Genomic DNA, 19,368 nt, shown 5'->3' on the forward strand with positions numbered 1-19,368 from the left:
GGGCATAGTCAAATGAAACGGATGCGTTTCGAAGCGTGAAATGCAATGCGCGGCACTCACACAGCGCGGCGCACATCACATGGTCGATGCGCAGCATGTTTCAAAGTATTCTATGACGTAGGGCACACGTTACGTGCTGGAGATGTGATTGCATCTCTTAAGAGCGCAGTTCAGCTGCGAATTCAAGGTGGCACCGCGGATATATATCACCGCATACGATGATACTTGTTCGTCCTTGATGGAATGTTCCATTGAGGATTTTTTTATGCGCACGAACGCTCAACTCCTTTATGGAACAACAAACGGTGTTTCGTAAGGAGGAGCCATGACCGCAACACACAATCAACCAGGTGCCGAAAGTGCACCGCCACAAGCGCAAACCTATGATGAAGCGGAAGAAATTCGCACATTTCCCAGCATGCAGCAATTGGAAACGATACGCGCAACCAAGTGCTACACCATTGCGCCCGTTGCATGTGAATTCCCTGCTCACACAAGCGATCCGCTGGATGTGCTAAGCATCTTGAAGCGCATTTCGCACCATGTTTACGTGCTGGAATCGGCGCAACAAGGACCGCAAGGCGCGCAACAGGGCGCACAAAACGCTCAAGCCGCGCAACAGGCTGCACAAACCGCACAAGGCGCGAGCACCACGCCATCAACGCAAACGCCCCAGCGGGAACGGGGCCGCTACACGTTCCTCGGCTTTGATCCCAAACGCAATATCTATTGCGAACAGGGAAAACTAACCATTGACGACGTTCACCTTGAAACGCAACAGCCAACCGACATTATCCGCAGCATTTTACGCGAATATAAAAGCCCGCACATCGATCGTCTGCCTCCTTTTACAGGCGGTTTAGTGGGCTATTTCTCGTTCGAATATTTAGGCTACAAAGAACCGAAGCTGGCAAACAACCAGTTCAACGAGGGTGCGTTCCGCGATCTTGACCTCATGCTGTTCGACAAAGTTATTGCATTTGACAATCTTACGCACCGCATTGTGCTAATTATCAACATTAAGCTGAACAATCTGGACGAAAACTACCAGCACGCGCTGATGGAGCTCGATTCGCTAAAACGCCTGATAATGCAAGGGAAAAAGCAAGTCGACGAGCCGGGCAGCATTACGGGGCCCGTGCAAGCGCTGTTCTCGAAACAGCAATTTTGCTCAATGGTTGCCAGCGCAAAGCGGCACATTGTGGCGGGCGACATTTTCCAAATTGTGCTATCGAACCAGTTAAGCGCGCCATTTTCGGGAAGCTTGCTAAACACGTACCGCCGCTTGCGCGCCATTAACCCCAGCCCCTACATGTTCTACTTTTCGGGCGACGACATGGAAATTGCCGGCGCATCGCCCGAAACGCTTGTCGACTTGAAAGACGGTGTGCTGCACACCTATCCGCTTGCGGGAACGCGCAAACGCGGTACCACGCCGCAGGAAGATATGGCACTTGAACAGGAGCTTCTTCACGACGAAAAGGAACTTGCGGAACACAACATGCTGGTTGATTTAGGGCGCAACGATTTGGGGCGCATAAGCGCATTTGGCAGCGTAGTTGTTGAGCGCCTGCACAGCATTGAGCGCTTTTCCCACGTGATGCACATTGGCTCGGCCGTGCGCTCGCGCATTGACGCGCAGCACGACGCGCTTGACGCGGTTGAGGCTCTTATGCCTGCTGGCACGCTTAGTGGCGCACCCAAAATTAAGGCGTGCGAGCTCATTGGCGTACTTGAAGGCACCAAGCGCGGCATTTACGGCGGCGCTATTGGCTACGTGGATTTCACGGGCAATATGGACATGTGCATTGGCATTCGGCTGCTGTACAAAAAGGCAGGTAGAGTTGTTGTTCAAACCGGCGCGGGCATTGTTGCCGACTCCATTGCCGAAAACGAATACCAGGAATGCCTGAACAAAGCGCGCTCGTCGCTTGCGGCTCTTGAGGAACGCCCAGATGACGCGGCGCAGGTTGGAGCGTCAAGCACGATGGCGCAGGTTGAGGCTTCGGGGGTTGGAAACGCAACGGATGTTGGGAACGCAGCAGCGCCTTCACCAGCGGCACCAACAGCTGCGGCGTCAGCGCAGATGAAAGCACATGAATAGGAGGCGCATTGCTATGACATTACTTATCGATAATTACGATAGCTTCGCGTATAACTTGTACCAGTACATTGGAACAATCGACCCTGCTATTCGCGTTATTCGCAACGACGAACTGCCGCTTGACGACATCGAGCGCCTTGAGCCCGACCGCATTATTATCTCTCCGGGCCCTGGTAAACCGTGCGACGCAGGCTGCATCGAAGGTGTGATCAAGCATTTTTTGGGGCGCGTGCCTATTTTGGGCGTATGCTTGGGTCATCAGGCATTATGCGAAGCGCTGGGGGCGCGCATCGTGCCCGCGAAACAACTGATGCACGGCAAGCAGTCGCGCGTTGCGATACGTTCGTCATGCGCGTTATTCGCCCATTTACCTGCGGAGATACTGGTTGCGCGCTATCACTCACTTGCGGTAGACCGCGCCAGTTTACCGTCGTGTTTGGAAGTGTGCGCTGAAGCCGACGACCGGGAAATAATGGCAGTTCAACACCAAAGCGCCTGCGCGTTTGGATTGCAGTTTCATCCCGAATCGATCATGACGCCCGACGGCATGAGCATACTGGAAAACTTCATGCGATTGCGCCTGTAAGCTGGGCGTTTGGAACGTATGCAAAACGCAAGGGCGCGAACACGTTCCCCAGCCCCAGCACGAGCGCGAACACGTTCCCCAGCCCCAGCACGAAACCCCGCACCAAACCCGAACACGTTCCCCACGAACGTGAAGCGTGAACCACAAAACCACTTGAATGCGCTGTGAAGTGCACATTCATACACGAAAGGAACAACCATGATAGCTGAAGCTATTAAAAAAATTGTCGGCAAGCACGATTTAACGTACGCGGAAGCCTACGACGTGATGAACGAAATCATGAGCGGCGAAACCACGCCGACGCAAAATGCGGCCTTCCTAGCTGCGCTTTCGACCAAAAGCACGCGCGCGGAAACCATCGACGAAATTTGCGGCTGCGCACAAGCGATGCGCGAACACGCCTGCGCGGTGCATGCGCCACGCCCCGTCCTTGAAATTGTGGGAACCGGCGGCGACGGATCGAACAGTTTCAACATTTCCACAACATCGGCGCTAGTAATAGCCTCGGCTGGCGTGGACGTTGCCAAACACGGCAACCGCGCAGCGTCATCGGCATCGGGCGCGGCCGATTGCCTGGAAGCGCTGGGCGTGAACATCAACCAAAGCCCCGAAACATGCGTTGAGCTGCTTAAACGCGTTCATCTGTGCTTCGTGTTTGCGCAACGCTATCACCGTTCCATGAAGTATGTGGCTCCTATCAGGAAAGAGCTGGGCGTTCGCACCGTATTCAACATTTTGGGACCGCTGACCAACCCCGCTACGCCAACGATGCAGCTGCTGGGCGTCTATGACGATTATTTGGTAGAACCGCTGGCGCGTGTGCTTTCTAAGCTGGGCGTTTCGCGTGGAATGGTGGTGTATGGCACCGACAAGCTGGATGAAATTTCGCTGAGCGCGCCCACGCACGTGTGTGAATTTGACGGCGATACGCTAAAAAGCTACGAAATTGCGCCAGAAGATTTCGGCTTGCAACGCTGCCGCAAAGAAGATTTGCAGGGCGGATCTCCTGCCGAGAACGCGCGCATCACACGTGCTGTTTTGGCTGGTGAGAAGGGTGCGCACCGCAACGCTGTGCTGATGAACGCGGGCGCGGCGCTGTATATCGCGCGCAAGGCGGATACGCTGGCACACGGCGTTGAAATGGCTGCTGAGCGCATCGATTCTGGAGCGGCACAGCGCACGCTTGAGCAGTTTATCGCCCTGAGTAACGAGCTTGAAAACGCTACTGACCAGCACTAAGCACTAATGTAAGGCGCGAGAAACGAGAACGAGCATGACTATCCTTGATGAACTTGCCGCACGTGCGCGTGCGCGCGTAGCAGAAGCAAAGCAGCATATACCTTTTGAGCTGCTGAAAAAACGCGTTGCGGAAGCGAACGCAAACACCACACACGCAGCCGCGTTCCCCTTTGAACAGACCTTACGCGCAGACGGCTTGTCGTTTATCTGCGAATGCAAGCGTGCAAGCCCCTCAAAAGGCCTGATAGCCCCTCATTTTCCCTATCTTGATATCGCGCAAGCTTATGAAGCTGCTGGTGCAAACGCAATTTCGGTGCTTACCGAGCCCAGTGCGTTTTTGGGCGATGCGCGCTACTTGCAAGAGATTGCAAGCGCGGTGCATATCCCCTGTTTGCGCAAGGATTTTATCGTTGACGAGTACATGATTTACGAAGCAAAGCTCCTTGGCGCGCAGGCGGTGCTGCTCATTTGCGCCATCCTCGATACGCCCACACTTACTGCATTTTTGCGCTGCTGCAACGAACTTGGCTTGTCGGCTCTGGTTGAAGCGCACAACAAGCAGGAAATTTCGAACGCAATCGCAGCGGGGGCGCGCATTATTGGCGTGAACAACCGCAACTTGCACGATTTTAGTGTTTCCACAAATTGCGCTATTGAACTGCGGAAATACGTTCCCTCTGAGGTTGCATTTGTTGCGGAAAGCGGCATTCAAAGCGCAACGGACGTTTTGGAGGCGTATAACGCTGGCGCCGATGCGGTGCTGGTTGGAGAAGCGATGATGCGTGCTGAAAATAAAGCAGCTGAACTGACGAAACTGCGCTCAAAGCTGCCAGCCACAGCAACAGGAGGCGCGCATGACCTGCGTTAAATTTTGCGGCATTACGCGTGCATGCGACGTCGAAAGCATCAACGCGCTCCACCGCAGCTATCCAAAAACGCCACTTTATGTGGGCTTTGTGTTCTACGCGCCCAGCAAACGAGCCATCAGCGCATCGCAGGCATTGCAGTTGAAAAGCCTGCTTGCACCCGAAATATCCACGGTGGGCGTGTTTGTGAACGAACAGCCCGCAGCTGTTGCCTCGCTTTTGAACAGCGGCGTTATCGATTACGCGCAATTGCACGGCAGCGAGGATGAAGCGTATATCGCTCGGCTTTGCAAACGTACGAAAAAGCCGCTTATCCAGGCGTTTTGCGTTAAACAAGCATGTGATATAGAGCGGGCACGCACAAGCAGCGCCGCGATGGTTTTGCTGGATGCTGGCAAGGGCGAGGGTGCGCGTTTCAACTGGAGTTTGCTGGGCGATACGCGCGCAGATGCACGCGCTGATGCGCAGAATGATGCGCCTGCTAACAGGAATAATGTTCTGCAGCGCGCGTACTTGCTTGCAGGCGGACTGTCACCCGAAAATGTGTTTCTAGCATGTGAATTGTGCCATCCGTTTGGCGTTGATGTAAGCTCAGGCATAGAAACACAGGGCTCAAAAGATCCTGCAAAAATGCAGCAGTTTCTTGAGGAAGTAGTTCGCTTCGATACCTGGTACGCAGCACCAACGCAAGCGACGCCGTTCGCGCAATCAGCACCAACGCAAGCGACGCCGTTCGCGAAAACCGCACCAACCGCGCACGCCGCACAACTCGCACCAGCCGCGCACGACGCCGCGAACGCCGCCGCGCACGCGCAACCCGCGCCCGCTTCCGCACCGGCTCAAGCGGCAACGAACGGCACTTCCACCCATTCCCCCTGTTCACAAAGGAGACATCATGACTAATCCACACGGCCGCTTCGGTATTCACGGCGGCCAGTACATCCCCGAAACGCTGATGAGCGCGCTTGAAGAATTGGAGTCGGCGTACACGTTCTACAAAAACGATGCGCAGTTCAACCGCGAACTACACGAGCTTCTGAACTCGTACGCAGGGCGGCCGTCGCTGCTGTATTTTGCTGAAAAAATGACAAACGACCTTGGCGGCGCGAAAATTTTCCTGAAGCGCGAAGACTTAAACCACACAGGCGCGCACAAAATAAACAACGTGCTTGGGCAGGCTCTCCTTGCGAAAAAAATGGGGAAAACGCGCCTGATTGCAGAAACTGGCGCAGGTCAGCACGGCGTTGCCACCGCAACGGCCGCAGCGCTGTTCGGCATGGAGTGCGTTGTGTTCATGGGCAAGGAAGACACCGAGCGCCAAGCGCTGAACGTGTACAAAATGCGCCTGCTGGGAGCCGAAGTTCGCGCGGTAAGCAGCGGCACGGCAACGCTTAAAGATGCCGTTAACGAGGCACTTCGCGAATGGACACGCCGCGTCAGCGACACGCACTACTGCCTGGGTTCGGTGATGGGTCCCCATCCGTTCCCCACGATTGTGCGCGATTTTCAGGCGGTAATCTCGAAGGAAATTAAGCAGCAAATGCAGGAACAGGAAGGTGCGCTGCCCGACATCGTGTGCGCATGCGTAGGCGGCGGATCGAACGCCATCGGTTCGTTTTACCACTTCATAAACGACGCGTCGGTGCGCTTGGTTGGTTGCGAAGCCGCAGGTAAAGGGGCAGATACGCCCGACACGGCCGCCACAATCACTACGGGAACGGTAGGAATTTTCCACGGCATGAAATCGTATTTTTGCCAGGACGCGTTTGGGCAGATTGCTCCCGTGTACTCCATTTCGGCGGGGCTTGATTACCCAGGTGTAGGCCCTGAACACGCCTACCTGCACGACATTGGGCGCGCCGAGTACGTTCCGATAACCGACGATGAAGCGGTGGCGGCGTTTGAATATTTGTCGAAAACGGAAGGCATCATTCCGGCAATTGAATCGGCACACGCACTTGCGTATGCCATGAAAATTGCACCAAAACTGCCCCGCGACCAGCGCATTGTAGTTACGCTTTCAGGGCGCGGCGACAAAGACTGCGCTGCTATTGCACGCTACAAAGGAGAAGATATCCATGAATAATCGTTCTTGTACGCTTTCTGGCGCTTTTGCGAACGGCAAAGCGTTTATCCCCTTCATTACCTGCGGTGATCCTAATCTTGAAACCACGAAGGCATGCATTTTGGCGCTGCAAGAAGCGGGCGCATCACTTATCGAGTTGGGAATTCCGTTTTCCGACCCCACAGCCGAAGGGCCCGTTATTCAGGCGGCAAATATTCGCGCGCTGACAGCGCACACTACTACAGATTCAATATTTTCCCTGTTAAGAAGCATGAAAAACGACATCCATGTGCCGCTTGCATTTATGACGTACGCAAACGTGGTGTTCTCCTACGGAGCCGATAGGTTTATGCAATCGTGCAAAGACGTGGGCGTTGGCGCGCTGATTTTGCCCGATATTCCTTACGAAGAAAAGGAAGAGTTTCAAGCAAGCTGCGACAAGCACGGCGTGGCGCTTATCTCGTTTATTGCTCCGACCTCGGAAAAGCGTGTGGTGCGCATTGCGAAAGACGCGCAAGGTTTCATTTACGTGGTATCGAGCCTAGGTGTTACGGGCACGCGAAGCACGCTTGACAGCCACGTAAGCAGCGTGATTTCGCTTATTCGCCAGCATACAAGCGTTCCTTGCGCCGTAGGGTTTGGCATTTCGACACCTGAACAGGCGCGTGATGTTGCGCGCTATGCCGACGGCGTGATTATCGGCTCGGCGATTGTAAAGATAATTGAGCGCTATGGCGTGGATGCGCCAGCGCACGTTAAACAGTTTGCGTGCGATGTTGTGGAAGCAATTAAGCAGGCGTAGCGCGTGGCAGGCACATCAAAGAGCAAGAAGTCACAGTTAGAAAAACAAGGCTCATAATACAACAATGCCGAAGTATCGGAGGGGGTGATACTTCGGCTGAGACGAGTGAGGCGGACAAAGAAGTTAACACTCAAAATCCGTACTTACATTATAGGCGTTTATTATTCTTTTGCAAGAATAATATAGATCAAACAAAATTTTCATAAACCCAGATAAATTGAGTATTTATATACATATAAAAAATAATTTGCATCTTTCTTTATTTTTTATGCAGAAAGAAGAATTTTCCAATTCTGCGTTTAGTTCCATTCATCGGATAAAAGAAAATCACGAATATTCCTGTGCTTAATACCATTTCGACTCATGCCAAACTCATCGAGAGAAACAACATATTTCGGGAAATTATCGCGAATAGCATCATACGCCCCAAACTCGCGACTCACCGTTTCTTCTGAAGCAAGCAAATAGGCCACCTGAACATACAGCTTTTCACCGCGCCTATCACATACAAAATCAATTTCTTTGTTACCCATTCTGCCAACAGTCACTTCATAACCTCGGCGAAGTAATTCCAAATACACGATATTTTCCAACATGAGATTAATATCTTGCATATTGCCACCGAAGATAGCCTCGCGGATACCATGATCGGCAATATAATACTTTTCATTAGAAGAAAGAATCTGCTTTCCCTGCAAGTCCTCTCTTTTCACCTGATAGAACAAGTACGCATCGCAACAGTACTTTATATAGTTCAGAATCGTTTCTGGAGCGACAGTACGATGCTCGTTTTTTAGAAACTTTGCAAGAGAGGTTGCAGAAAAAGTTGTTCCAACATTAGCAATCACGTAAGCAATGATTCGTTCAAGCAAATCAACATCACGAATTTTATTACGTTTTACAATATCCTTAAGCTGAACCGAATTAAACAAATCATGAAGATATTGCTTAGATGGAGCATCTACATAACGCAGATTTGCAAGGTAAGGCATACCTCCAGCAAGCAGGTATTCTTGAAAACACTGCTGGTTGGACGCATCGGGGTTGAGCGAGCGATATAGCTCCATAAACTCCCCAAAGGAGAAAGGATATATAACAAACTCAACATATCTGCCACCCAAATAAGTCGCAAGCTCACCAGACAGCAACTTTGCATTCGACCCCGTAATGTAAATATCACAATCCAGCGAAACACGCAGAGAATTTATGCACTTTTCCCAGTCCTTAACCTCCTGAATCTCATCGAAAAAGAGGTAAACCTTACCACCAATCTCTTCGGCACGTTTAACAATCTCGTCGTTCAGCGCCTGAGCAGTTAAAAGATGCGAATAGCACATATCTTCAAAGTTGAGTGAAATAAACTGCGTTGAACTAACACCAGATTCTGTAAGCTCCTGCTGAATAAGCTTCAACATAACCGACTTTCCGCATCGGCGTATACCAGTCATGACCTTAATCAAATCAGTTCCCATAAATGGGCGGATACGGCTCATATACCGTTCGCGTTTAATCATAAAACTTCACATCCCTACTCAACAAGTCACAGTTTAGCACACCTATAAGTGAAGTTTAATGACAGAAACGATACTTTATAAGTTATAACTGATAAAATAGCCTAAAGCCGCCAAACGCTAAACCTTTTAACGATAGTCCTCGCAAACCCCTGTTACACAAGGGCAAACATGCAACCACCTAATCTGCCTTGACATCAATACAACACTCTCGCCAGTAGACTTTATATATCTGCTCGCTGACTTTAACCCTTTGTCCGTTAACATAAAGGTAATATTCTTTTGGCATTTAATTTCCTCCATTTCTTTTTTTGCCTGCGTTTTAGACAAAAAAGAGGACTCTTGCGCATAGGCATAAAAAGTCCTCTAAAATGAAGGAAACTTGTTCTTTCCTTATATTTTAAATTTGATTTTTTATGATAATCACCAGTATCAAAAAGGCCTATTGTTTTTTTCTTTATGAATAACAGACCCTAAATAATACATAGCAATTACCTCCATTATCTAATCCATTTTCCCTCACAAACAAAGATTGATTAAATCACTCCAGCTTTTTCAAAATGTTTTTTAAGTATTCTTGTTGCAACAAATGCTCCTATGCAAGCAAGAACAAAAGTTATCAAACCAAAGCCTACAGCCCACGAAACTTGGAAATAAGATAATGCTTCATTTATTTGTGCTTCGCTCATTTTCCATTTTGTTGCTCTTTCCACAAAAGAAGCAGTTCCGAATAAAATCACAGGAATTACAGTCCCTAAAAAATCTGCTAATGCAAATGTCCCATATCCAATAATCATTCGTCCCTTGCTCTTGTAATTTCCTATAATCAAATCACATATAATTCCACCGATTACAGCAAAGACTGCATGAGGCAAATGTCCTCCTGACAACGCAATTAAACCAAGAAGCGTTCCTGATATTGTAAATACGCCCTTCTTTTTAACTTTCACAGCCATAAGGATATAAACGGTAGCAGCTACCATAAAGCTAACTCCTGAAGCAATAAATCCTCCAACAACTGTTGTTGCCATAGCAAATGCAACTGCCATGTATATGACAATTCCAATTGCATTAAAAATTCCGATTGTAATAAAATCACGACCATTTAATTTGTTTTTCATAAAAGTCCTCCTAATAAATTCTTTGTATTACTATCATAAGAGCAATCATAAAAGCTCCTAATAGTCCAATCATTAAGTCTGTTTTTCTAAACCGCAATTCTGTTAATGTTACCCTCTTCTCATCACTATCAAGTCCTCTAATAAGTGCTGAAGCTGACAATTCATCTGAAATCTTAATCATTCTCATTAAAAGCGGAACAAGCGTATATTCAATATATTTAATTGGATGTAGCAATAGGAAAAATCTGCTTGTTACAATTCCTCGAATCTTCATGTTCTCTTTTAATGCTTTGAGTTCTATTTTTATAGTTGGTACAAACCTAAGCAAAACACTAAAAGGTATACCAATGCTTCTTGGTACTTTCATTCTATTTAACGCTTCCAGCATTTCACTTACACTTGTAGTCTTTGTTATATATCCACCAAACATAGCAATTAAGGTCATTCTTGATGCAAAGTAAATAAACATATATATTGCAAATACGATACTTGCTTCACAAAATTGTCCAAGCCCTAACTCTATGCAGTATAAAAGCACAAAAAACAGGATAAAGCGTAACGACCTTTTCCACATCCCGCTATATAAATATAGAAAAAAGGCAAAAACAATTAGTACAAAAAGTAGAATTGTATCGCTTATAAAAAAGCTCGTAAATCCAACAATTGGAAGTAGAGTAAGTTTTATTCTCGGATCTATAGTTTTTCTATCTGACAAGCTCCCCACCTCCTCTCATCTTGTCTAATATGAGAAATTTATTACTTTCACTCATATCTAAAACAGTTTCTATTTTTCCAGCCCCCATTACCCATAGCTTGCTCACTGTGTTTGCTAAAAACTCAAAATCATGACTTATTACCAAAACTGTTGTCCCATTTTTTAATTGTTCTTCAATCAGTTTTACGACGGAAAGCATTGAGTCTTTATCACAACCTGATGTTGGCTCATCATAGATGAAAATCTTTGCCTGTTTCATCATTCCACAAGCTATTGTCAATCTTTGTTTTTCTCCTCTTGATAAAGCAAATGGATGCTTATCAATGTATTTTTCTAAGCCAAGTACACTCAAAATAGACTTTGCCTTTTGGGTATTTTCTTTTTTATCTTTACTTGAAATACCAAGCAGCATTTCATCAAGTACACTTTCCGAAAACAACTGATAGTCTGAATCTTGAAAGACAAAATATGACATATCCATTAAATCTTTATGATTAAGCGACTTATCTTTTCCCGCCCATATAGTTCCCTCTTTTATCTTCTCAAGTCCTGAAATCACTCTTGCAAAGGTGGTTTTCCCGGTACCATTTAAGCCGATAAGACCAATGGCTTTCCCACACTCCATATTGAAATCAAGATGATTTAAGATGTACTTGTTTTGTTTCTTTCCATCCTTAGCTACATTCGGATAGCAAAATCTCAAGCCTTTTCCGTTGATGCTTTCATCATTTAATTGATATGAATCTTTCTTCTCACTTATCTTGTATTCTTCTAATTCAAGAGTTCTTAGTCCATTCTCATCCCAAAACTCCTCTTCAAGATGGATAACTTCTTCCCGGCTCAAGTCCTGTGCAATCTCTCCATCTTTCACCAAAAGAAAACGGTCAAATAAAGATTTTGCATAGTACAAACGATGCTCAATTAGAACAACTGTTGTACCTTTTTTCTTTAATTTCTCCAAAATTAAAAACAGATCAAATGTTGCTTTCATATCCAAATTTGCTGAAGGCTCATCTAAAATTAAAACTTTCGGATTCATCGCATAGGTACTTGCAATAGCTATCTTTTGTTTCTGCCCGCTTGATAATTCAAAAACAGATTTTCCTTTAAGTTCCTCAATATCTAGCTCTGCATATACTTCTTCTACTCTCTGTTTGATTTCATCTCTTGATTTACAGATAGTTTGAAGCCCAAAAGCTATTTCTTCATCTGTCGTTGTCGTGAAAAACTGACTTCTTGGATCTTGAAATACAGTCCCTACAATATGCCCTACTTCATGAAGTAATAATTTGCTTATATCTTTTCCGAACGCAAAGGCTTCTCCTTTCATTTTGCCTTTGTAATAATGTGGAATAAGGCCATTCATTACACTTCCAAGAGTGCTTTTGCCACTTCCACTTTTCCCTGAAATTAAAACAAATTCACCTTTTTTAATTTCAAGATTAATATTTTTTAAAGCAGTTCGTCCATCTTCCCATTCATAAGAAACATCTTTTAACAAAATCATGGTTACACCTCATACTGAGCTTTCCATAATTTTGTGTAGTAACCATTTTTATCAAGAAGTTCCCCATGCTTTCCTTTTTCAAGTAAATTACCTTTTTGAAATACGAGAATTTGGTCAGCTTTTTGAATGGTTTTTAAATGATGAGCCACTACAAGTACAGTTCTATTCTTTGCAAGTTCTGTAATAGCATCCTGTATCAAAGATTCATTTACAGGATCAACATTACTGGTCATTTCATCAAGAATTAAAATAGGTGCATCCTTTAGAAAAGCTCTTGCAATAGATATTCTTTGTCTCTGTCCACCTGATAAAACCCCACCATTTTCTCCAATATCAGTTTCATAACCTTTTGGCAAACTCATAATGAAATCATGTATTCTCGCTTTCTTTGCAGCTTCAATGATTTCCTCTTTTGTAGCTCCTTTTTTGCCTACTCTGATATTTTCTTCAATCGTATTATCAAACAGTTGAACATTCTGCATGACAATACTGATACGATCTAAAAGCTCATCGTAAGGAATATCCCTTATATCAGTTCCTCCGAGTGTAATTTTCCCTTTATGCACATCATAAAATCTTAAAAGCAAGTTGGTAATAGTAGTCTTTCCACTACCTGATTCTCCAACTAAGGCTGTCATTGTCTTTTCAGCAATAGAAAAGTTCAAGTTTTCCATTTTAAATTCATCTTTTTCGTAGGAAAACTCTATGTTTTCAAAAGCTATATCATTATCTTTCGGGACAATTCCATTCACTTTATCTGGGATTACATCGGCATATAAAATTTTTGAAAGTCTTTCGTAACTATCCACCGCCGAAACATAGTACATATAGTGTTGTTCCATAGAAGCGAATGGCTTATAAAACTCTTTTGAAATTACCGCAAAGATAATAAAATTAAGTACATCAAGATTTCCCTTTACAACAAATATTGTTCCTGCAATTAAAAGAACCAAATATCCAATATCCAGTAAAAACCCAAATATAGATAGCTGTTTTGCCTTGAATCTTGAAGCTACTTTGCTTGTTTCTCCAAACTTCTTTGTTTTTTTCATAAGCTCATTATCTAAGCTCTTATTGTTAGAAAAACTCTTTAATACAGGTATTCCTCTCACATATTCAACAAATAGGCTAACCATATCAAGAAGTGCTGAGTTATTCTGATTCTCTATTTTTTCAGATTGCTTAATTGTCAGATATAGAAAGATTAGTGCAATCGGAACAGATACAGCCATTAGAATAGCAAGTTTTAAATCAATACTTGCAAGACCAACAAATACGACTGCACCTATCAAAAAATCACCAAACATTCTTGACCACATGTGTCCTACAACAAGGGACATATTATCAACATCTTTGTGTAAAATTGTATTGATCTCGCCCAGTCTTTCATTGGTATAAAATCCCAAGCTGAATTTCTTTAATTTGATAATCATGCGTTCTCTGATTTGCTGAACAATATCAAAACCCGCACTATGCTTTTTCATATCTGCGACCATATTACAAATACCTTTGAAGACTACAAGTAATCCAATCGCAATAAAATATTTATATAGACTTGCTAAACTCGTTCCATCAAAGATTTGGAACAGTATAGAAAATACGATAACAATCATGGCTATGGAGCTTAGTCCATAAAGGGCAAAGAATACGCTTGATATAATCAAATCTCTCTTTCCGGTTTTTGTAAGTAGTTTTAACATTTCTCTAAACATTTTCTGTTACCACCTCCGTACACTCGCAATCCACTCCGTTCCTTGCTCGTTAAAAGACTATTATCTTTCAAATTCCATCTATCTACCTTGTTCTGTGCTTCAACCATATCCTTATAGAACTCACATCTTTTCATCAGCTCTTCATGACTTCCTGCATCAAGAACAAGGCCTTTATCCATAACAATAATTTGGTCTGAATCTCTAATCGTATTTAGATGATGAGCAATTGTAATGATGGTTTTATCCTGACTTAAATCATCAATCGCTTCACCGATTAGTCTTTCATTTTCACTATCAACAGCTGCCATTGCCTCATCTAATATTAAAATCGGTGCATTTTTAAGTATCATTCTCGCAATTGATATTCTTTGTTTTTCTCCACCGGATAACTTAACTCCCATTTCACCTACTCGTGTTTCATATCCATTTGGCAACGCTGAAATAAAGTCATGACATCTCGCTTTTTTGGCAGCTTCTATGACTTCTTCTTTTGTCGCATTAAGTTTCCCGATTGCAATATTGTCAAAAATACTTAAATCGAAAAGGATGACATCCTGTTGCACACTTCCAATAAGATGTGAAATATTTTCCTGACTGTAATCCTTTATATCTTTCCCATTTATTTCTATTCGTCCGCTGTCAGCATCCCAAAATCCCATAAGCAAATTAGATACGGTACTTTTCCCACAACCGCTTGCCCCTACAAAGGCATTCAAGCTATTTTTCTTAAAAGTTAAATTGATATCTTTAAGCGCAAAGCCATCTTTTCCGTATGCAAAATTCACATCTTTAAATTCTATGTTTCCAAATTCTAAACCTTGTTCTGTCTTTTTCTTTGGAAGCGGAACGGTTAAAACTTTACCAATCGCCTTTAATGCCTCCTTAAATACAATAGAAAAATGTTGTAGAGTGGCTGTCTTGCTTATGGATGCTGTAAACGCAGATGATAAAATAATTGCAAGTATAAAATTAGGGGTTGTAATATTTCCATAGTAAAGAAATATACTTCCCAAGATCATGACAATAACTACTCCAATTTCCATAAATATGTCAATGAGTCCCATTGGAATTGTGATTGCTCCCATACTCTTTTTAACCCAGTAAACATACTCTCTTGCCGTTTTTAATGTTCTTTCGCTAATCTCCTCTTCTTTAGCAAAAGCCTTAATCACAGAAATATTTTTTACATATTCCATTAGCTCTTCTCTCATCTTGTTTTCATGGTTAAGGTAAATAGCAAAATTTTTATCCATTGTTTTCTGTGAAAGAACTTTCACCAAATACATGAGTGGAACTCCGGCAATCATTCCAAGAGCAAGACGCCACTCTACAAAAATCATAGCTATGAAAATAATGGTAGGCAGAAGCGTAACTGCCATTATTTCAGGAAGACCATGAGCAAGGTATACTTCCACTTGTTCCACATCATGCTGAACAATGTTGGTAAGCTCTCCTGTATTATGTTCTTTGAAAAATCCTAAACTTAGTTTTTTTAGATGATCAATAATATCTAACCTAAGTTCTGTTAATTTTTCGTATGCTTTCTCATGAGCAACCTTTGTTGCAAAATAGTAAAACACGCCTTTTAACACAAATGAGATAAAGATTCCAAAGAATATATACTTTAAATCAACTTCGTTAGTATTGTTTGTGATTAAAGAGCTAATCAAATATACAAGTAAGATTTGTGGTATCAAATCAAATACTATTTTTAAAGCAAGGAGTGAATTGGATAAGCCATTTTTACCTATCACTTTTTTCCTTAATTCTTTTTCTGGCATAAACAACGCTCCTTTCAAAACTGAATAATATTGAATTTTAATTCAATATTAAGGTTTAAAATAAGACTTTGCTGATTACACAAAGTCTATTTTTTAGTGCTGATTACAGGGATTCCACTCCCTTGTAATAACACCTTGCAATAAGTTTTAATATATCTTTTGCCCACTTTTCACTTTGATAGTGCCTTGCTATTTCAAGAAGCCCCTCTGTAAAGTTACTTGCTAAAATATGGGCAAGCATTGGATCATATTCTTCTTTTGATTGTCTTTTTAAACTTACTTCAATATGAACCTGCATTTGCGATATGAGTTTTTGTTTTGCGTCTGCATGCTTTGTACCTGAGCTTTTATCCATTAAAATAATTAACTTCTTACGCTCTTTTAAAAGTTCATGAATATACTTTTCTCCAACTTCATCAAACCTTTCAGAAGCAGAACCTTTTTCCAAAGATTCTTCCTCAATAAAAGCTGAGTCAAAGTTTATATAAACAGAACTTACTACTGCATCAAACAAAACTTCCTTATTTTTGAAATAGGTATAAATGAGTGCCACAGGAATATCTGCTTCTTTTGCAATTTCTGTTAATTTAGCACCTCTATAATCATTTTTATAAAATACTTTTTCTGCTGCATCAAGTATCCTATTTCTAACTTCTTCTTTCAAGACTTGTGCCATATCACACCTCTTTCGAATAAAATACTGAACCAATATTCAATATTTGTCAAGATACCTATTGAAAATATATGGACACTAAAAAATAATAGCGATGATAGTAAAATCAACCTTCACAACCTTATGATTTTAAGATATTCCTCACCATCAACGCTATCGATATTATATAGCCAACCCATTAGTTGATAAGGGGGTATGCGCTCATACTTATTAAATAAAATTATTTTTAACCAGACTATTTATCAACACTTCTACAATTAATATTATTATTTAATAATAGCCACTTGTTTTGTTCCATACACTTTTGAAGTAAATTTATTATATTCACCTGATGATTCCCATTTCCCAGCAATAACTATAATCTTATCTCTATTATTATATATTTCAGAGCGAATCTTTTTATAATTATCTTCATCTGAAAACGATAATATAAATGTGTATTTTTTACTGTTAATAGGTGATACTAAATAAACTTCCTTCTTCTCATCGTTATACAATCTCCCATCTACAGTCGCTTCAATTATCCTATTTCCAAAACATCCTTTGGGATATCTATATTTGCTTCTATCATCTAATATCATTGAACCTATTTCTTTACCAGCATATGTATCTCTAACGGATAGACTTTTACACAGGGAATATATTTGTCTTAATGTTCTTGGTGGATGAGCACCAGGTTCCCCGGTCCCATGTGCAGAAGGAATTCTTTTTTGTGAAGATGGTTTGGTGTTGCATAAAAGATTATTTATAGCATCTTCATATACAAATTGGGATTCATCATAGTTGTTCGAATCAAACTCTGTACTACTATTGCCAAACAGGCAATTCTTAATATGCTTAAAATTTGGTTTTGTCGCTCTGAAATAGGCACTTTTACTCCCATCAACTGCACAAATATATAATTTTGCGTTACACTTATGATCAGGGCAAAAAAACGCAGTGTTCCTATCTACTTCTATAGCTTCATCAGAATAAATTATATCTTTTCTATCTTTATCTCTATATGCATATTTAGCCATATCCTTGCCTCCCAGTTTATAAAACATATTTTATGACAATAGTTCTATTGTCTCCATACACTAAAAAGCCTCTTTGACAATTGTCCTATAGTTTCGACAGAAATAAAAAGCAGTTCTATAGCCACAACCACCTATTTCCAGTGGTCAGAACTATTGCCAAATGCTATAAAATCTCAAGGTAAACTATCTGTCCAAACACATGAATTTTTCTCTAAATCCTTTGATCTCAAGGCTTTTCTATACTTTGTAGCTCGTACAAGCAGTGTTACGCATTCGACGTGGATTGAGAGAACTCCAAGTATAGCTACACTTTTTTGAGTGCACACCATGGATACTGGGTGCACTTTTTAACGATAGGAGGGGACTATCGTTAAAAGGTTTGCCAATTATTAACAAATCCCAAATGCTTCAAATCCACTAACGGATATTCATCAATTATCTTTGATAACTTACTAGAAAATTCCTTGTAATGTTCGTTTTCAGCTAATACTTTAAGATTAAGAATACTAGCAAAAATAGTATTATTCGATACACCTTTCTTTAAATACTCTTTATATAATTTTGGTGTCTTAGTTAATTTTGAACCATATAATCTACCATAGTGAGCACAAATATTTCTAACATAGGCTAAATTTTCAATCCATGACTCTAAATAAACGTAATCAACGCCAAACTTCGTTGCAATTGCTTTTTTATCATCATTCTTCATATTCTTATACATTTTAGAAAGGGTACCAAAACTTGCTACTTCAATAGCAGCATATAAAGGAATTTCTCCTCCCTCATAATTATCCTTAAAATTACGTATAAAAGGTGATTTCCTATTCCTATTAATTTCTCTTTCCAACTCATCTAAAGTATTCTTCTGATAGTTATTTTTCGCATAGTTATTAAGATTCTTATAACCAAAATTCCCATATTTTAATGAAAAGTAATTAGTGATTACAGCCCTTAAATAAACTTCTATATGCTCTATCAACGAAAATAAAATATGACGAAACTCCATATCAAATAGATATAACTCGACTATATTCTCAAAAGTAGTACCTTCTATGTATCTACCATCTTCTTTTAGAGTTATACTGTATGTTTTAATGAGGCGATAGTAAGAAATCCTGTTAAGTACATCTTTAGCATAACTTGTATCTTTTATCTCTAATCCCAAAGACACTAAATTTTCTATTTGCTTATCAATGCTTATAGGAGGTTGATAGGATTTCTTCATATTTCTCTCCACAAAAATCAAAAGACCCGACTTGGTCCGCATTGTTAAGAGGCGCGTCGGGTACTGTTGATTATTATAATATTCCATTAGCGGTTATTTTTCAATTTTAATGAAATAATGTTTATGTAACGATCTCTTGCCATAATTGCGGGATTCATTAAAAACTGCGCCAAGGCAGCCTAAAGCCGTCGCATACTAAACCTTTTAACGATAGACCTCGCTAAACCCTGCTATACAAGGGCAAAAATGCACCCACCTATTAAGCCCTAGACATCAAGACGACAGTCTCAACGTGGATTGAGAGAACGGGTAGTATAGCTACCTTTTTCTGTTTGCATTACTGCATCAGATAGCACGGTCGAGCGCCGTAATGGTGGGAAGCTCCGCTTATTCTCTCATTTGAGTTTGAACGTAAAAATAGCAGATAAAGGGAAGGAAATGA

General features: G+C 42.3%; 16 protein-coding genes. 7 read left to right on the forward strand and 9 right to left on the reverse strand.

The annotated features are described in order from the left end of the window. Positions 1-325 precede the first annotated feature (325 nt). The 7 genes from HMPREF3190_RS03765 (at position 326) to trpA (ending at position 7,662) form a co-directional block, all read left to right on the forward strand. On the forward strand, positions 326-2,104 hold the full coding sequence (locus HMPREF3190_RS03765; RefSeq protein WP_449676150.1) for an anthranilate synthase component I family protein: 1,779 nt from the start codon (positions 326-328) through the stop codon (positions 2,102-2,104). Between the two features lie 13 nt (positions 2,105-2,117). Further along, complete coding sequence (locus HMPREF3190_RS03770; protein WP_066780517.1) at positions 2,118-2,690, forward strand: aminodeoxychorismate/anthranilate synthase component II; 573 nt, start codon at positions 2,118-2,120, stop codon at positions 2,688-2,690. 198 nt (positions 2,691-2,888) lie between these two features. Continuing rightward, entirely contained in the window at positions 2,889-3,929 is a 1,041-nt protein-coding gene (gene trpD, locus HMPREF3190_RS03780; RefSeq protein ID WP_066780521.1) for an anthranilate phosphoribosyltransferase, read from the forward strand. Positions 3,930-3,963: 34 nt separating this feature from the next. Then, a complete protein-coding gene (gene trpC, locus HMPREF3190_RS03785) occupies positions 3,964-4,797 on the forward strand; it encodes an indole-3-glycerol phosphate synthase TrpC (protein ID WP_066780523.1) in 834 nt (277 codons plus the stop codon). Continuing rightward, a complete protein-coding gene (locus HMPREF3190_RS03790) occupies positions 4,784-5,698 on the forward strand; it encodes a phosphoribosylanthranilate isomerase (RefSeq protein ID WP_066780525.1) in 915 nt (304 codons plus the stop codon). The genes trpC and HMPREF3190_RS03790 overlap by 14 nt, the downstream gene beginning before the upstream one ends. After that, complete coding sequence (gene trpB, locus HMPREF3190_RS03795) at positions 5,691-6,881, forward strand: tryptophan synthase subunit beta (RefSeq protein WP_066780527.1); 1,191 nt, start codon at positions 5,691-5,693, stop codon at positions 6,879-6,881. The genes HMPREF3190_RS03790 and trpB overlap by 8 nt, the downstream gene beginning before the upstream one ends. Continuing rightward, the gene (gene trpA, locus HMPREF3190_RS03800; protein ID WP_066780531.1) at positions 6,874-7,662 is read left to right on the forward strand and encodes a tryptophan synthase subunit alpha; all 789 of its coding nucleotides are present in this window, start codon (positions 6,874-6,876) and stop codon (positions 7,660-7,662) included. The genes trpB and trpA overlap by 8 nt, the downstream gene beginning before the upstream one ends. Positions 7,663-7,961: 299 nt before the next feature. Here the strand turns inward: trpA and HMPREF3190_RS03805 are convergent, their stop codons facing one another. The 9 genes from HMPREF3190_RS03805 to HMPREF3190_RS03845 all read right to left on the reverse strand — a co-directional run bounded on the left by HMPREF3190_RS03805 (position 7,962) and on the right by HMPREF3190_RS03845 (position 18,926). After that, positions 7,962-9,176: an ATP-binding protein gene (locus HMPREF3190_RS03805; protein ID WP_066780533.1), complete on the reverse strand. Its 1,215-nt coding sequence runs from the start codon at positions 9,174-9,176 to the stop codon at positions 7,962-7,964. A gap of 533 nt (positions 9,177-9,709) precedes the next feature. Next, complete coding sequence (locus tag HMPREF3190_RS03810) at positions 9,710-10,294, reverse strand: MptD family putative ECF transporter S component (RefSeq protein ID WP_066780535.1); 585 nt, start codon at positions 10,292-10,294, stop codon at positions 9,710-9,712. Between the two features lie 10 nt (positions 10,295-10,304). After that, positions 10,305-11,009 (reverse strand): energy-coupling factor transporter transmembrane component T, encoded by a 705-nt coding sequence (locus HMPREF3190_RS03815; RefSeq protein WP_066780537.1) that lies wholly within the window; start codon positions 11,007-11,009, stop codon positions 10,305-10,307. Continuing rightward, entirely contained in the window at positions 10,999-12,516 is a 1,518-nt protein-coding gene (locus HMPREF3190_RS03820; RefSeq protein WP_066780543.1) for an ABC transporter ATP-binding protein, read from the reverse strand. The genes HMPREF3190_RS03815 and HMPREF3190_RS03820 overlap by 11 nt, the downstream gene beginning before the upstream one ends. A 2-nt stretch (positions 12,517-12,518) precedes the next feature. Then, positions 12,519-14,228: an ABC transporter ATP-binding protein gene (locus HMPREF3190_RS03825; RefSeq protein ID WP_066780544.1), complete on the reverse strand. Its 1,710-nt coding sequence runs from the start codon at positions 14,226-14,228 to the stop codon at positions 12,519-12,521. Next, the gene (locus tag HMPREF3190_RS03830; protein ID WP_449676154.1) at positions 14,210-16,009 is read right to left on the reverse strand and encodes an ABC transporter ATP-binding protein; all 1,800 of its coding nucleotides are present in this window, start codon (positions 16,007-16,009) and stop codon (positions 14,210-14,212) included. The genes HMPREF3190_RS03825 and HMPREF3190_RS03830 overlap by 19 nt, the downstream gene beginning before the upstream one ends. Before the next feature lie 103 nt (positions 16,010-16,112). Continuing rightward, positions 16,113-16,685: a TetR/AcrR family transcriptional regulator gene (locus HMPREF3190_RS03835; RefSeq protein ID WP_066780546.1), complete on the reverse strand. Its 573-nt coding sequence runs from the start codon at positions 16,683-16,685 to the stop codon at positions 16,113-16,115. A 263-nt stretch (positions 16,686-16,948) separates the two neighbouring features. Continuing rightward, positions 16,949-17,701, reverse strand: coding sequence for a hypothetical protein (locus HMPREF3190_RS03840; RefSeq protein ID WP_066780574.1), 753 nt, complete (start codon positions 17,699-17,701; stop codon positions 16,949-16,951). Between the two features lie 370 nt (positions 17,702-18,071). Further along, a complete protein-coding gene (locus HMPREF3190_RS03845; RefSeq protein WP_066780548.1) occupies positions 18,072-18,926 on the reverse strand; it encodes an Abi family protein in 855 nt (284 codons plus the stop codon). Positions 18,927-19,368: the final 442 nt, after the last annotated feature.

This window comes from Umbribacter vaginalis, assembly GCA_001552935.1.
GTDB classification, from domain to species: Bacteria; Actinomycetota; Coriobacteriia; order Coriobacteriales; family Eggerthellaceae; genus Berryella; species Berryella vaginalis.

What these genes read in the sequence shown, in the direction of transcription:
- HMPREF3190_RS03765 (WP_449676150.1), top strand. Translation starts at nt 326, where the DNA reads ATGACCGCAACACACAATCAACCAGGTGCCGAAAGTGCACCGCCACAA.
- HMPREF3190_RS03770 (WP_066780517.1), top strand. Translation starts at nt 2,118, where the DNA reads ATGACATTACTTATCGATAATTACGATAGCTTCGCGTATAACTTGTAC.
- trpD (WP_066780521.1), top strand. Translation starts at nt 2,889, where the DNA reads ATGATAGCTGAAGCTATTAAAAAAATTGTCGGCAAGCACGATTTAACG.
- trpC (WP_066780523.1), top strand. Translation starts at nt 3,964, where the DNA reads ATGACTATCCTTGATGAACTTGCCGCACGTGCGCGTGCGCGCGTAGCA.
- HMPREF3190_RS03790 (WP_066780525.1), top strand. Translation starts at nt 4,784, where the DNA reads ATGACCTGCGTTAAATTTTGCGGCATTACGCGTGCATGCGACGTCGAA.
- trpB (WP_066780527.1), top strand. Translation starts at nt 5,691, where the DNA reads ATGACTAATCCACACGGCCGCTTCGGTATTCACGGCGGCCAGTACATC.
- trpA (WP_066780531.1), top strand. Translation starts at nt 6,874, where the DNA reads ATGAATAATCGTTCTTGTACGCTTTCTGGCGCTTTTGCGAACGGCAAA.
- HMPREF3190_RS03805 (WP_066780533.1), bottom strand. Translation starts at nt 9,176, where the DNA reads ATGATTAAACGCGAACGGTATATGAGCCGTATCCGCCCATTTATGGGA.
- HMPREF3190_RS03810 (WP_066780535.1), bottom strand. Translation starts at nt 10,294, where the DNA reads ATGAAAAACAAATTAAATGGTCGTGATTTTATTACAATCGGAATTTTT.
- HMPREF3190_RS03820 (WP_066780543.1), bottom strand. Translation starts at nt 12,516, where the DNA reads ATGATTTTGTTAAAAGATGTTTCTTATGAATGGGAAGATGGACGAACT.
- HMPREF3190_RS03825 (WP_066780544.1), bottom strand. Translation starts at nt 14,228, where the DNA reads ATGTTTAGAGAAATGTTAAAACTACTTACAAAAACCGGAAAGAGAGAT.
- HMPREF3190_RS03830 (WP_449676154.1), bottom strand. Translation starts at nt 16,009, where the DNA reads ATGCCAGAAAAAGAATTAAGGAAAAAAGTGATAGGTAAAAATGGCTTA.
- HMPREF3190_RS03835 (WP_066780546.1), bottom strand. Translation starts at nt 16,685, where the DNA reads ATGGCACAAGTCTTGAAAGAAGAAGTTAGAAATAGGATACTTGATGCA.
- HMPREF3190_RS03840 (WP_066780574.1), bottom strand. Translation starts at nt 17,701, where the DNA reads ATGGCTAAATATGCATATAGAGATAAAGATAGAAAAGATATAATTTAT.
- HMPREF3190_RS03845 (WP_066780548.1), bottom strand. Translation starts at nt 18,926, where the DNA reads ATGAAGAAATCCTATCAACCTCCTATAAGCATTGATAAGCAAATAGAA.